This is a genomic window from Antarctobacter aquimaris (assembly GCF_900184945.1).
GTDB classification, from domain to species: Bacteria; Pseudomonadota; Alphaproteobacteria; order Rhodobacterales; family Rhodobacteraceae; genus Maliponia; species Maliponia aquimaris.
In genome coordinates, this window is the sequence record NZ_FXYF01000008.1 from 103,550 (window position 1) to 116,843 (window position 13,294).

Annotated in this window: 16 protein-coding genes; 7 read left to right on the forward strand and 9 right to left on the reverse strand. The window is 68.7% G+C overall.

Annotated features, from left to right (window positions below; genetic code table 11):
• Positions 1–71: 71 nt before the first annotated feature.
• From MAA8898_RS15200 to MAA8898_RS15220, 5 genes are all read right to left on the reverse strand, one after another.
• Entirely contained in the window at positions 72–1,478 is a 1,407-nt protein-coding gene (locus tag MAA8898_RS15200; protein WP_094021884.1) for a carnitine 3-dehydrogenase, read from the reverse strand.
• A 93-nt stretch (positions 1,479–1,571) separates the two neighbouring features.
• Entirely contained in the window at positions 1,572–2,333 is a 762-nt protein-coding gene (locus MAA8898_RS15205; RefSeq protein ID WP_094021885.1) for an SDR family oxidoreductase, read from the reverse strand.
• Positions 2,330–2,773: a lipocalin/fatty acid-binding family protein gene (locus tag MAA8898_RS15210; RefSeq protein WP_094021886.1), complete on the reverse strand. Its 444-nt coding sequence runs from the start codon at positions 2,771–2,773 to the stop codon at positions 2,330–2,332. The genes MAA8898_RS15205 and MAA8898_RS15210 overlap by 4 nt, the downstream gene beginning before the upstream one ends.
• On the reverse strand, positions 2,770–3,396 hold the full coding sequence (locus MAA8898_RS15215) for an SGNH/GDSL hydrolase family protein (protein ID WP_094021887.1): 627 nt from the start codon (positions 3,394–3,396) through the stop codon (positions 2,770–2,772). The genes MAA8898_RS15210 and MAA8898_RS15215 overlap by 4 nt, the downstream gene beginning before the upstream one ends.
• Before the next feature lie 89 nt (positions 3,397–3,485).
• Positions 3,486–4,202, reverse strand: coding sequence for an RlmE family RNA methyltransferase (locus MAA8898_RS15220; protein WP_094021888.1), 717 nt, complete (start codon positions 4,200–4,202; stop codon positions 3,486–3,488).
• 131 nt (positions 4,203–4,333) lie between these two features.
• On the opposite strand from MAA8898_RS15220, the gene MAA8898_RS15225 reads away from it, so the two are divergent.
• Entirely contained in the window at positions 4,334–4,681 is a 348-nt protein-coding gene (locus tag MAA8898_RS15225) for a DUF1428 domain-containing protein (RefSeq protein ID WP_094021996.1), read from the forward strand.
• Between the two features lie 32 nt (positions 4,682–4,713).
• Here MAA8898_RS15225 and MAA8898_RS15230 read toward each other — a convergent pair whose 3' ends face one another.
• Positions 4,714–5,826 carry a Ppx/GppA phosphatase family protein gene (locus tag MAA8898_RS15230; RefSeq protein ID WP_094021889.1) on the reverse strand — a complete coding sequence of 371 codons (1,113 nt, stop codon included), beginning with the start codon at positions 5,824–5,826 and terminating at the stop codon, positions 4,714–4,716.
• 32 nt (positions 5,827–5,858) lie between these two features.
• On the reverse strand, positions 5,859–6,551 hold the full coding sequence (locus tag MAA8898_RS15235; protein ID WP_176445181.1) for a sulfotransferase family 2 domain-containing protein: 693 nt from the start codon (positions 6,549–6,551) through the stop codon (positions 5,859–5,861).
• A gap of 232 nt (positions 6,552–6,783) precedes the next feature.
• Between MAA8898_RS15235 and MAA8898_RS15240 the strand changes: the two genes are divergently transcribed.
• Genes MAA8898_RS15240 through MAA8898_RS15255 form a run of 4 tightly spaced genes read left to right on the forward strand, consistent with a single transcriptional unit; the run spans position 6,784 to position 9,802 of the window.
• On the forward strand, positions 6,784–7,080 hold the full coding sequence (locus tag MAA8898_RS15240) for a virulence factor (RefSeq protein ID WP_094021891.1): 297 nt from the start codon (positions 6,784–6,786) through the stop codon (positions 7,078–7,080).
• 37 nt (positions 7,081–7,117) lie between these two features.
• The gene (locus MAA8898_RS15245; RefSeq protein WP_094021997.1) at positions 7,118–8,050 is read left to right on the forward strand and encodes a methylenetetrahydrofolate reductase; all 933 of its coding nucleotides are present in this window, start codon (positions 7,118–7,120) and stop codon (positions 8,048–8,050) included.
• 4 nt (positions 8,051–8,054) lie between these two features.
• On the forward strand, positions 8,055–8,723 hold the full coding sequence (locus MAA8898_RS15250; protein ID WP_094021892.1) for an HAD family hydrolase: 669 nt from the start codon (positions 8,055–8,057) through the stop codon (positions 8,721–8,723).
• Positions 8,720–9,802, forward strand: coding sequence for a dihydropteroate synthase (locus MAA8898_RS15255; RefSeq protein ID WP_094021893.1), 1,083 nt, complete (start codon positions 8,720–8,722; stop codon positions 9,800–9,802). The genes MAA8898_RS15250 and MAA8898_RS15255 overlap by 4 nt, the downstream gene beginning before the upstream one ends.
• 23 nt (positions 9,803–9,825) lie before the next feature.
• On the opposite strand, the gene MAA8898_RS15260 is transcribed toward MAA8898_RS15255, so the two are convergent.
• Both MAA8898_RS15260 and MAA8898_RS15265 read right to left on the reverse strand, forming a co-directional pair.
• Positions 9,826–10,080, reverse strand: coding sequence for an excalibur calcium-binding domain-containing protein (locus MAA8898_RS15260; protein WP_094021894.1), 255 nt, complete (start codon positions 10,078–10,080; stop codon positions 9,826–9,828).
• Between the two features lie 55 nt (positions 10,081–10,135).
• Positions 10,136–11,038 carry an endonuclease/exonuclease/phosphatase family protein gene (locus MAA8898_RS15265; protein WP_094021895.1) on the reverse strand — a complete coding sequence of 301 codons (903 nt, stop codon included), beginning with the start codon at positions 11,036–11,038 and terminating at the stop codon, positions 10,136–10,138.
• A gap of 136 nt (positions 11,039–11,174) precedes the next feature.
• Here MAA8898_RS15265 and MAA8898_RS15270 point away from each other — a divergent pair, with 136 nt between their 5' ends.
• Both MAA8898_RS15270 and MAA8898_RS15275 read left to right on the forward strand, forming a co-directional pair.
• On the forward strand, positions 11,175–12,176 hold the full coding sequence (locus tag MAA8898_RS15270; protein WP_094021896.1) for a COG3904 family protein: 1,002 nt from the start codon (positions 11,175–11,177) through the stop codon (positions 12,174–12,176).
• 85 nt (positions 12,177–12,261) lie between these two features.
• A complete protein-coding gene (locus MAA8898_RS15275) occupies positions 12,262–13,245 on the forward strand; it encodes a zinc-dependent alcohol dehydrogenase family protein (RefSeq protein WP_094021897.1) in 984 nt (327 codons plus the stop codon).
• Positions 13,246–13,294: the final 49 nt, after the last annotated feature.

Sequence of the window (13,294 nt, forward strand, 5' to 3'; positions counted from 1 at the left end):
TGGTTTTTCAAATACCTCGGGGAGCGTTTACCCAGCCCGCACCTGCGGTGCGAGGGGCTGGCCCCTCGCCTCTATGCCCCGTGCGCCCGCGCCAGCCGCTCGACATTCTCGCGCACATGGTCCAGCGGCGGGCAGCTGCGCCGCGTCTCCAGCGAGACGTGCAGCAGGAACTGGTCGCAGGTCGCCAGCACCGCACCGTCCGCCGCACGCTTCATCTCGTGCCAGAGCCGCAGCTTCTTGCCTTCGCCCAGCGTCACAGAGGTTTCGACATAAATCTCTTCTCCGGCTAGGGTTTCCGCGAGATACCTGATGCTGCTTTCGGCGGTGAAATAGCTGTTTCCCGCCGCGATGTAGGCCCGGTCCGCGCCGACATGGGTCATCACCTCCTCGGAGGCGTCCGAGAAGACCTGGCCATATCGACCCTCGTTCATGTGGCCGTTCACGTCGGTCCAGTCGACCGGCACGATGCGGCGCACCGTGACCATGGGGCGGGTTTCCTCAAGCGGCTGGCGCAGGCTGTCGTCGTGGTCGCGGATCAGCAGGCCCGCCGCCGCGCCCTGCCCCTTGAGCGCACGCAGGATCGCCACGAGGTTGTTGTCGCGCAGCCGCTCCAGCTGGCGGATCGACAGGTGGCCGGACTGCGCGTCCGACTGCCCGGCGATCAGGTCGACCAGCTCGTCGGTGAACTCGGGGACATCCGTCAGCTTGGTCCAGGGCCAGGCCAGGCAGGGCCCGAATTGCGCCATGAAATGCCGCATCCCGGCCTCGCCCCCGGCGACGCGGTAGGTTTCGAACAGGCCCATCTGCGCCCACCGCAGGCCAAAGCCGTAGCGGATCGCGTTGTCGATCTCCTCGGTCGTCGCGATGCCGTCCTTGACCAGCCAGAGCGCCTCGCGCCAGACCGCCTCGAGGAACCGGTCGGCGATGTGGGCGTCGATCTCGGCCCGGACATGCAGCGGGAACATGCCGATAGATGTGAGGATTTCCTTCGCTTTCTCAACCGCTTCCGGCGCGGCGTTGGCACCCGGCACCAGCTCGGCCAGGGGCAGCAGGTAAACCGGGTTGAACGGGTGCGCGACGACGATCTGCCCGGGGCGCGCCGCGCCGTCCTGCAACTCGGACGGCTTGAACCCGCTGGTGGAGGAGCCGATCACCGCGTCGGGTAGGCAATGCGCCTGCACCTCGGCCAGCACGCGGTGTTTCAGGTCCAGCCGTTCCGGCACGCTTTCCTGGATGTAGTCGGCGCCCGCGACTGCCTCGGCGATGGTCGCGTGGAAGGTGATGGCCCCGCGCGGCGGCATTGGCGCCTCGTAGAGCATCGGCAGCGCGCGCGCGGCCCCGGCCACGACCTCTCCGATTTTGCGCTCGGACTCCGGGTCGGGGTCGAATATCCGCACCTCCCAGCCCATGAGCGCAAACCGCGCCGCCCAGCCGCCGCCGATGACGCCCCCGCCGATGATCGCCGCCCGTCTTGCCACCTCAGTCTCCCTCGTTTCGGTGTGAATGCGCCTTGATCGCAGCCTAAGCGGCTCCGCGTCCGGCAGAAAGGGTCTTTCGCCGTGCAGAACCCGTCACGGCACCAGCGTCTCGGTATGGCCGTCGATGGCGACGATCTGCCCGGAAATCTTGCGCGCCTGCGGCGAGGCGAGCCACAGCACGGTGTCCGCCACCTCCTCGGCCGTGACCCAGCTGCGCAGCGAGACGCCCTTGACGTAGAGCTGGCGCACCTCGTCCTCGGTCCGGCCGGAAGCCTTCGCTTCCATCGCCACCACGCGGTCCATGCGGTCGCCCTCGACCGCGCCGGGGCAGATCGCGTTCACCCGCACGCCGTCGGGGCCCAGCTCAATGGCCAGCGTCTTGGTCAGGCCCACCAGCGCCCACTTCGCCGAAGCATAGGGTGATCGCAAAGGATAGCCGAACAGGCCGGCGGTGGAACTGGTCAGCACGATCAGGCCGGATTTCTGCGCCCGCATGACCCGCGCCGCCCAGCGGCAGGTCAGGAAAGCGCCGGTCAGGTTCACGTCGACACAGGCGCGCCAGGCGGCCAGGTCCAGGTCCTCGATCCGGCCGGCCGGCCCGCCGGTGCCCGCGTTGGCGCAGACCACGTCGATGCCGCCAAATGCTGCCTCGACGCGGGACAGAAAGGCGTCCATGCCCGGCCCGTCGGTGACATCCGCCACCACGGCCAGCGCCTGCGGATGCGCCGCTGCGAAAGCCGCCACCGCGCCCGGGTCCACGTCGCAGACCGCCACCCGGTCACCCTGCGCCAGGAACCCCTCGGCCATCGCCCTGCCCAGGCCGGCGGCGCCCGCCGTGACCAATACCCGCCTCATCGTGCCTCCAGCCGTGCCAGGTCATATCCGTACCAGGACAGGATTTCGCGCGCCGCGGTCAGGCGCTCGCCCGGCGCGCCGGTGCGGTCCATGATCCAGACGCGGCCTCCGCCCGGGTCCCCCATGGCGGCGGTGCGGTTGTCCGCGTCCAGCCAGTGGACCCAGACCGCCTGCCCGCCCAGCATCAGCCGCCCCTTGCCGGTGTCGCTGGCGGGCAGCGCAGCGCCGCCGATCCGCACCGAACCGGGGCCAAAGCCAAGCGCCGTGCCCGGCGCCATGCCCGCCCCCTGCACCACCACCCAGTCCCCCGACAGCCGCGCCAGCGTGGCGTCCAGCTGCGAGGCGACAGGCGCGGTCGGGTTGCGCAACGGCAGCGGGGCGCGCGGCAGCGACGGGGCGGCGCAGCCCGCCAGCAAGGCCACCAGCACAAGCGCCCTCACGCCAGCCGGTCCGCGACCACGGGTGCCAGTGCGGCGCCAAAGCTGCGGTGCGCCTCGGGCGGCCAGTGCACGCCGTCCATGTCGGACACCTGCACATGATCGCCGGCGCGGACAAAGCCCCAGCCCTGACGGTCCGCCGCCGCGCCGATGAACTCCTCCAGCCGCGCCTGCCGCGCCTCGGCCCCGGCAAAGACCTCGGCCAGGCTGCCCGTCACGCGCACCGGCGCAGGGGCGATCAGCAGGATGTCCCTGACCACGCCCTCGGCCCGCGCCACCAGCCCCAGCCGCTCGACCGAGCGGGCGATTTCCCAGGCGCTGACGGAAAACCGCGTCTTGAGATCGTTGGTGCCCAGCATCAGCAGCATCAGGTCGATCGGCTTGTGGCTGTGCAGGACCGCGGGCAGCACCGCCAACCCGTTGCGCGCGCCGCCTTCGACCACGTCGTCATGCACCGTGGTGCGGCCTGGCAGGCCTTCGTCGATCACGCGCACCCCGGACCCGAGGGCTGCGGCCAGCGCATCGGGCCAGCGGTCGCCGGGCGGATGGCGCAGGTCGACGCCCGGCGCGGGCAAGGGCGCGGTGCCGTGGGTGTTGCTGTCGCCGTAACAGAGAATGGTCTTCATGGGATCCTCCCGCCTCGACGCCCATCCAGACGCCAAGCGGTACGGCGGTCAATCCCCCTCGCGGACCCGCTGCGGGAAATCCCGCGCAGTCAGCCGCGAAAGCCCGTCGCCACCACGAATTTCTCTGACGAATCCGCCCGGCTGGCCGGCGGCTTGAAGTTCGCCACCTTGTCGAAACGCTGTTTCAGGATGGTCTGCAGGCTGCCCTCGGCCCCGCCCGCCAGCACCTTGGCGACGAATGTGCCGCCCTCTTCCAGCACGTCGAAGGCCAGCTGCGCCGCCGCCTCGCACAGCGCCACGATGCGGATGTGGTCGGTCTGCTTGTGCCCCGAGGAGGCCGCCGCCATGTCCGACATGACCACGTGCGCCTTGCCGCCCAGCCATTCCTTGACCTTGTCATCCGCCCCGTCGGCCAGGAAATCCAGCTGGTGCAGCTCGGCCCCGGCGATCGGCTCGACCGGCTGGAGGTCCACGCCCAGGACAAAGCCCTGCGCCTTGCCCGGCCTGTCCCCCAGCGCGTTGACGCGCGGCACCGCCACCTGGCACCAGCCGCCCGGCGCACAGCCAAGGTCCACCACCCGCGCCCCCGGCACGAGAAAGCGGTACTTGTCGTCGATCTCGAGGATCTTGAAGGCGGCGCGCCCGCGATAGCCCTCGGCCTTGGCGCGCTTGACATAGGGGTCGTTCAACTGGCGCTGCAACCAGAGCGTCGAGGACAGCTTGCGCCCCCGCGCGGTCTTGACCTTGACCTTGAGGTCGCGTTCGCCGCGCCCCGATGTGCTCTTGCCCGTGGGTTTCTTTGCCATGTCCGGCCTCCTGATCCCTTCCGCATACGCCAAACCGCCGCCCGCCGGAACCCGGTATCGCCGCGTGCGCGCTGTCCGCGATTGACCGGGCGCGGGCGCTGGGGCAGGCTGGCGGCAGATTGGAGAACACCATGCCATATTTCGATTTCTTCCTTGCGCCGGTCGCCGACGCCCGCCGCGCCGACTACGAGACTTTCGTCGCCACCATGCAGGACCAGTTCATCGGCTATGGCGCGACCGAGGTGGTCGACTGCTGGGGCGACGATGTGCCCGAGGGCAAACTGACCTCGCTGCCGCTGGCCGTTAAACTGGCCGAGGGCGAAACGGTGGCGGCGGGCTACGTCGTCTGGCCGTCCAAGGCCGCCCGCGACGCCGGCTGGGCCAAGATGATGTCCGAGGAGAACCCCGGCGACATGCCCTTTGACGGCAAGCGGATGATCTTTGGCGGATTTTCCGAGATCAAGCGCACCAGCGCCTGACGCCGGGCTGGATGGGGTAACGCGGGCCGCGCTCAGAGCGGCCCGTCCTCCAGCACCCCGTCCGCCGACATCTGGGCATAGAGAAGCCCTTCGCGCAGGCCCCGGTCGGCGACGGACAGCCGGTCGGTCGGCCAGAGCCGCAACAGCGCCTGCAGGATCGCCGAGCCCGACATGATCAGCGCGTGCCGGTCCGGGCCGATGCGCGGATCGCGCCGCCGACCTGCCGGGCCAAGCGCCAGGTAATCTTGGATCACCGCCTCGATCTGGTCCGAGGACATGCGCAGCCCGTCCACCTTGGTCCGGTCGTAGCGGCGCAGGCCGAGGTGCGAGGCCGCGACCGTGGTCACCGTGCCGGAAGTGCCGACGATCTGGAACCCCTCGCGCGCCTGTTCGTCCTTGTAGGGGGCGAATTCGGCCAGGTTCTCCTCGAAAAACCAGCTCATCAGCGCGTAACGCCCGGCATCGTCCGTCACGTCGGAAAACTGGTCGCGCAGCGTCGCCACGCCCAGCGGCACGCTGATCCAGTCCACCACCTTGGCGGTGGGAAACGGGCTGTCCGGCGGATGGAACCCGGCGTGCAGCCGCATGATCGCGCGCGGCCGTTCGCGCGGGGCGACCTTGCTCAGGTCGATCCACACCAGTTCGGTCGAGCCGCCGCCGATGTCGACCACCAGCAGTTGTTCGGTCTTGGTCGAGACCAGCGGCGCGCAGGAGATCACCGCCAGCCGGGCTTCTTCCTCGGGCTGAATGATCTCCAGCTCCAGCCCCGTCTCGCGGGTCACATGCTTGATGAAGTCGCGGGCGTTGCGGGCGCGGCGGCAGGCCTCGGTCGCGACCAGCCGCATCCGGGTGACCTTGTGCCGCTCGATCTTTTGCCGGCAGACGTGCAGCGCCGAAACCGTCCGCCCCATCGAGGCGCGGCTGAGGCGGCCGGACTTTTCAAGACCCTGCCCCAGCTGGACGGATTTCGAAAAGCTGTCCACCACATGAAACTGGCTACCCTTTGGCTGGGCAATCAGCATGCGGCAACTGTTTGTTCCCAGATCCAGCGCCGCATACAGCGCGTTCGGATCCGGCCGTGAAGGCGCGGGACTCTCAACCGGTTTCGGGAAAGCGCCCGACGCCTTGGGACGCTTGGGCGCCATGGTTCTGCGCCTTTTCCGATGTCAACTTGAGGTCACGATACGCCCGCCATGGGCGTCACGCAAGCTTGATGTATCCGCAGTCCCAATGGATTGGCATAGTGATCGGAGAGAAAGGCGTATTCCTCGTCCAGCAGCGGGCGCAGCCGGTCGATGGTGCGGCCCTCGAGGTCGAACAGGGACAGCCCGCCGCCGGTGGCGTTGGCGTGCGGCATCTCGACCTGTTCGCCGGTGCGGCGGGACAGGTCATCGGCCAGTTCGGCCATCTCGTCGGTCCGGTACACCCGGTCATAATCCTCGCGCAGGTTCTCGCCCAGGAACACCGAGGCGCCCAGCACGTGGTGCCGCACCAGTGAGGATTTTCGCCGGTAGCGCGCGAGGCGCGAGAAAAACGTGTCGGGATCGGGATCCAGCGGCAGGCTGCGCGAGGCGCGCACCTGCGGGCTGTCCTTCAGGGCGCCGCGCCTGACCACGATGTCGGTGTAACACGACATCAGCCGCCGCGCCGGGTCACGCACCACGCAAAAGCGATAGTAGCCGGCCAGGCGCGCCCAGTCCCGCGGGTTGTGCCGGCGGGTTGGGTACAGCTCATGCCAGGTGTGGACATCAGTTTCCGGCGGCACGTGCATCCACGGATCGAGATGCGCCAGCGCCTTTTTCACCGAAGAACAGCCCGCCTTTGGCAGGGCCACATAGGCCAGATTGTAGGCATCCACCGCGATGACCAAGGCACAAATCCCCCTTTCGCGGACCTGCCCTAGCACGCAGATGCGGCAAAAATCCGGCAACAGGCACAATTGTTTTCATCTTTCGCATGAGAACTTTGACCCTTCGGAGCGGTTGGCACCGGGGGCGCTTCGCACTAGGCTGTCGCACGATGCGCGGAACACGTCGAAAATCGCACCTGAATGCGAACGGTCCCGGCGTAAAGAGGCGGCAACGGGCAAGGGAATCGGACCCATGGCAGAACTGACCATCGTCTACTGGCGCGATATCCCCGCGCAGGTCATCGTCGGCAAGGGCCGGCGAGGGGCGAAGGTGCAGCTGCCCGAACGGTTCGAGCAGGCCATCGACCGCGCCGCGATGAAGACCGGCGCGTCGGAAACCGACGCCTACCTCGCCGAATGGCGCAAGGTTTCTGCCGGCGAGGTCGAGGGCGACCCGCAGGAGGCCGCCGCCGCCGCCGCCGCCCGGCTGGAGGCCGAGTTCGACCACGAGCGCATCAAGGCGCTGATTGCAAATGACGGCTGGGCCTGAGGCCCGGTCCCCGCACATGACCCTGAAGGAGGCTTTCATGGCCCTGCTCAATTTCCGCAAGCGTGCCGAGACCACCCCGCGCACCGGCAATCCCGATCTCGAGGCCTTTCTGAACGGCTACTCGATCGAGGTCATGCCGCGCACCGCCTCCAAGGTCGAGGATTTCCGCGCGCTGCTGCCCGAGGGCACCCGCGTCTACATCGCCCATATCGAGGGCACGCCGATCGCCGAGATGGTCGAGACCGCCAAGCGGCTGTCGAATGACGGCTACAAGGTCATGCCGCATTTCCCCGCGCGCATCATCAAGGACGCCGCCACGTTGGAAAACTGGATCGCCATGTACCAGGGCGAGGCCGGGGTCGAGCAGGCGCTGCTGCTGGCGGGCGGCGTTACCCAGCCGCACGGCGATTTCCACAGCTCGATGCAGCTGATGGAAACCGGGTTGTTCGACAAGGCGGGCTTCAATCGGCTGCACATCGCCGGCCACCCCGAGGGCAACCGCGACATCGACGTGAACGGCGGCGACAAGGTGGTGATGGAAGCGCTGCGCTGGAAACAGGCGTTTTCCGAGCGAACCGACGCGCAGATGGCGCTGGCGACCCAGTTCGCCTTCGAGGCCGATCCGATCATCGCCTGGGCCAACCGCCTGAGCGCCGAGGGCATCACGCTGCCGATCCATATCGGCATCGCCGGCCCGGCCAAGCTGCAGACCCTGATCAAGTTCGCCATCGCCTGCGGTGTCGGCCCCTCGCTCAAGGTCCTGCAAAAGCGTGCGATGGACGTGTCCAAGCTGCTGTTGCCCTACGAGCCGACCGAGGTGCTGACCGCGCTGGCCGCCCACAAGGCCGCCAACCCGGATTTCAACATCGAGCAGGTCCATTTCTTCCCGCTGGGCGGCATCAAGTCGAACGCCGAATGGGCGATCGAACACGGCGGCGCCTCGGCCCGCCCCGCGGCGGCGCACGGCTGAACGGATGACCCGACCGGCCCTGCTGTTCGACCTGGACGGCACCATGCTCATGACCGATGACCTTCATCGGGAGGTCTTTGTCGAGCTGATGAAGCCGCACGGGCTGGACATCACCGAAGAGTTCTACCTGGCGCATGTGCACGGGCGCATGAATGTGGACTTCTTTGCCGAGTTCCTGCCCCACCTCGAAGACCCGCAGGGCCTGTCGGACCACAAGGAGGCGCTGTTCCGCGAGCGGCTGCCCAGCCCCTACCCCGCCATGCCCGGCGTCGCGGCGCTGATCGACCGGGCGCAGGCAGAGGGCTGGGCGCTGGCCGTGGTGACCAATGCCAATCGGCACAACGCCGAGGCGATGCTGGAGGCAGTCGGCCTGCGCGCGGCCTTCGACACCGTCATCATCGGCGAGGAATGCACCCGCGCCAAGCCCGACCCCGAGCCGTACCTGGCCGCGCTGCGCGCGCTGGACGTGGCACCGGAGCGCACGCTGGCCTTCGAGGACAGCCCGTCGGGCCTGCGCGCGGCGGTGGCCTCGGGCGCCTATACCGTGGGCATCCGCTCCGGGCTGACCGACGCCGCCCTGCGCAGCCACGGCGCGCGGGCGACGCTACAGGATTTCAACGACCCCGCGCTCGAGGTGATCCTCGGGCGCCTGACAGGAGACTTTGTTCAATGACCCGCACCATCGTCGAGTCGAAAACCAAAACCGCGATCATCGGCTTTGACCAGCCGTTCTGCGTGATCGGCGAGCGGATCAACCCGACCGGCCGCAAGATCCTGAACGAGGAACTGGAGCGCGGCGATTTCTCCCGCGTGGAGGCCGACGCCATCGCGCAGGTCGCCGCCGGGGCGACGGTGCTGGACGTGAACTCGGGCGCGGTGTTTTCCAACAAGATGGCCGAGGATCCGCGCTACGCCGACAACAACTTTGTCGAACCGACCCTGATGAAACAACTGGTCGAGGTGGTGCAGCGGGTGGTCGACGTGCCGCTGTGCATTGACAGTTCCGTGCCCGGCGCACTGGAAAACGGCCTGGCCGCCGCCGAGGGACGGCCGCTGCTGAACTCGGTCACGGGTGAGGAAGAGCGGCTGGAACTGGTGTTGCCGCTGGTCAAGAAATACAACGTGCCGGTCGTGGCGATCTCGAACGACGACACCGGCATTTCCGAAGACCCGGACGTGCGCTTTGCCGTCGCCAAGAAGATCGTCGAACGTGCCGCCGACTTCGGCATTCCCGCGCACGACATCGTGGTCGACCCGCTGGTGATGCCGATCGGCGCCATGGCGACCGCCGGGCACCAGGTGTTCACGCTGGTCCGCCGCCTGCGGGATGAGCTGGGCGTCAACACCACCTGCGGCGCGTCCAACATCAGCTTTGGCCTGCCCAACCGCCACGGCATCAACAATGCCTTCCTGCCGATGGCGATGGGCGCGGGCATGACCAGCGCCATCATGAACCCGGTGGCGCTGCCCATCGGCCCCAAGGCCATCGCCGAGAAAAAGGCCGCGATCGAGGCCGCCGGCATCGTCCTGCCGCCCGACATGGACGACGAGACCTTTGTCACCCTGTTCGGCATGGGCTCGACCCAGCCGCGCCCGGGCAAGGAGATGGAGGCGATCCGCGCCGCCAACTTCCTGATGAACCAGGACGACGGCGGCGCCGCCTGGATCGAGTTCAACCGCCAGGCGCCCAAGGCCGGTCACGAAGGCCGCGGCCGCGCGGGCCGGACCGGCGGACGCCGCCGCAGCGGCTGAAGCGGACCGGTCCGGCGCGCCCGTCAGCAGCGTCGTGAACAGAGGTTCTCGCAGGGGATGCCGTCATTGTCGGCATCCCTTTTGCGTTGTCCGCACTGGATCAGCTTGAAACAGGCCTCCTCGCAGGACCTCAGCTTCTTGCAGCTGACATCGCGGCAGTCAAAGGCCTGCACGGTGCGGAACGCGTCCAGCCGTTCGCGGGGGGATGGCTGTTCCTGCGCAAAGCCTGTCGATGCCAGGACCCCCGCCAGCGCCAGCCCAAGGACAAACCGAGTCATGCCGGCCCCCAAATCGTTAACGAATGGTTAATGCTCGGGCAGGACGGGGCTCCTGTCAACGGGTCTGCGCTGCGCCCCAGGCCAGTCCCGGCAGGTCGATCACCACGGCCGCATGATCGCTGGCGTGGGGGCGGTGCTGGCCGGTGCCGGGCAGGCGCGGACCTGCCTCTCGTCGCGCCTCGCGGCCCAGGCCGCTGCGGATCACCCTTGGCACCGCCTCCGGCCACCTAGCCGCCAGCGCGGGTGAGGCGATCAGCCCGTCGGGAGTGTCATAGCGCCCGTCGTGCGGCTCGTGGTAGGTCCAGCGGTCGACTTCGGACAGGCGCGTCATCAGGTTGACGCCAAGCGCCTCCAGCGGCGCCACCGCCCTGTCACGCCCCGTAGGTTCGTTCAGGTCGCCGGCAACCAGCCAGAGCGGCCCCGCGGCCGACACCAGCCGCGCCGCCGCCGTCGCCTCCAGCCACCGCAGGGCAAAGGCGCGCTCCTTGTCGGGGTAAGGCGCCTTGAAATGCACCACGAACAGCGTCAGCGCGCCAAACCGCACCTCGAGGCAATCGCGCCGGAACACCGGTTGGCCGGGGTCCATGCCCTCGGGCAGCGCCATGCCGATCTCGGGCGCGGTCAGCGCCGCGTGGCTGATCACCGCGTCCCAGGGCCGGCGCGCCATGACCGCCACGTCCAGCCCGCGCCCGTCGTTGCCCGGCAGGCAACAGCGCCAGGGATAAGGCGCCGTCACCCGCCGCAGGTAGCGGTCGTGAAAGACGTCGAGGCTGTCGGCGTCAAAGACTTCCTGCAAGGCCACCACGTCGGCATCCGCCTCGGCCAGCACCTGCGCCGTCAGGCGCCGGTCCGCCGGGTCGAGCGTCGGGTCCTCGTCATCGTCCCGGTCGCGCGCGCCGTACAGCCTGCCGTCCGGCAGCAACCGCAGGTTCTGCATGTTGAGGGTGGCGATGCGCATGGCGCAGCCTCCGGCGGACCGCGCATGGCGTCAACCCCGCCGAAGCGCCCCACGCCAGTGCTGCACGACAGGCCGTTTGACCCGGCCCCCTGCGGCGGGGGATAGTACCCCATGCCTTTCATGACGGAGCTTCTTGATGAAACGCCTTGCCCTCGGCCTTTGCGCCCTGCTCGCCCTGCCCGGCCTCGCCGCCCAGGCCGCCGATCTTCAGATCATCGGCATGACCAACGAGGCCTACGACATCCAGGAGGCCGACCCGACCTTCGGCTGCACCCACCGCATCACCGGCGCCTTTGGCCCTGGCGACGGCGCGCGGATCGGCGCGGCGATCCGCCAGTCTTCCGACGCCTGGCGCGACCAGGGCCTCTACGGTGTCACCGTGGTCTGCCTCGACAGCCCCGGCGGCGCCTTGCCCGAGGCGCTGACCCTGGCCGCGCAGTTCCGCGAACAGGGCATCGGCACCAGGCTGGAGGCCGGCGCGCGCTGCGAAAGCGCCTGCGCGTTGCTGTTCATGGCGGGCAGCTTCTATGCGCATGAAAGCGGCCTCTACAAATGGCGCATCATGCACCCCACCGCGAAACTGGGCTTTCACGCCTTCAAGCTGGAGGTGCCACAGGGCCAATACGACGGCGCCACAGTCTCCAAGGCCTACGCCCTGGCGATGGAGACGCTGGCCCGCACCGTCGAGGACCTGATGCAGAACCGCGGCTTCGAGGACGGCGAGCACATCAAGCCTTCGCTAGTGGCGGCCATGCTGCGCACCCCGCCCGAAAGCATGATGTACGTCGAAACCGTCGACCAGGCCGGCCGCTGGGGCATCGACGTGGGGCCGCTGCGCACCGCCGGCATGACCCTGCAAGAGATGGACTTTCGTCGTGCCTGCACCAACCGCAAGGCCTGGGAAGCGGACGAGACAGCGACCCGGGACAGCTATTGGCAGGATCATTTCGTCACCTGGACCAGCGAGGACTGGGGCGACACGCTCGAGGTCACCACCAACGACATGAGCGGCGACGGCTGTCAGTACAGCCTGCCCACCGGGGCGGCCCGCAGCCGGTCGGCCCGGCTGGAAGATGCCTATATCAACGCGATCGAACCGCTGGACCCAATGTTGCGGCTGGACCGGCTGCCCTACTGACGGCCCCGAACGCTTGACCCCGATCAAGGCGGTTGCCCCACGCGCCGCCTAGGGTGCCCCCGTCACGCAACGACAGGGGGATGACATGCGCGCCATGGTCTTTGACGGCACATCGCCACGCCTGACGCTGCGCGAGATGCCACAGCCTCGGCCCGCCCCCGCGCAGGTTCTGATCCGGGTGGAGGCTTGCGGCGTCTGCCGCACCGACCTGCACGTGGTCGACGGCGACCTCACCGCGCCCAGGCTGCCGCTGATCCCGGGGCATGAGATCGTCGGACGGGTGGCGGGCCTGGGGGCAGATGTCACCTGGCTGCGTGTCGGACAGCGGGTCGGCGTGCCCTGGCTGGGGCACACCTGCGGCTGCTGCCGCTTCTGCGCGGAGCGCAGCGAAAACCTCTGCGATGCGCCGGGATTTACCGGCTACACGCTGGACGGCGGCTATGCCGAGGCCTGCGTGGCCGACGCGCGCTTTGTCTTTCCGTTGCCGGAGAAGGACGACCCCGCCGCACTGGCACCGCTGCTCTGTGCCGGGCTGATCGGCTACCGGTCCTATCGCCTGTGCGGCCCGGTGCGGACGCTGGGCCTCTACGGCTTTGGCGCGGCGGCGCATATCCTGTGCCAGTTGGCGGTGCACCAGGGCGTGACGGTGCATGCCTTCACGCGGCCCGGCGACACCGCGGCCCAGGATTTTGCCCGCAGCCTGGGCGCGGCCTGGGCCGGCGACTCGACCGATCCCGCACCCGAACCGCTGGACGCGGCGATCCTCTTTGCCCCGGTGGGCGCGCTGGTGCCGCAGGCGTTGAAGGCGGTGCGCAAGGGCGGCCGTGTCGTCTGTGGCGGCATCCACATGAGCGACATTCCCGGCTTTGCCTATGCCGACCTCTGGCAGGAACGGTCGATCCTGTCGGTCGCCAACCGCACCCGCGCGGATGGCGAGGCGTTCTTTCCGCTGGCACGCGCCGCCGGGGTGCGCTGCGAGACGGTGACCTACCCGCTGGAGCGCGCCAACGACGCGCTGGAGGACCTGCGGTCAGGCCGGTTGCAGGGCGCGGCTGTGCTGCTGCCCTGAATGGCGAAGCTGAAGAACGCCCCGCAACCGACTGAAAAGGCGAACCCTC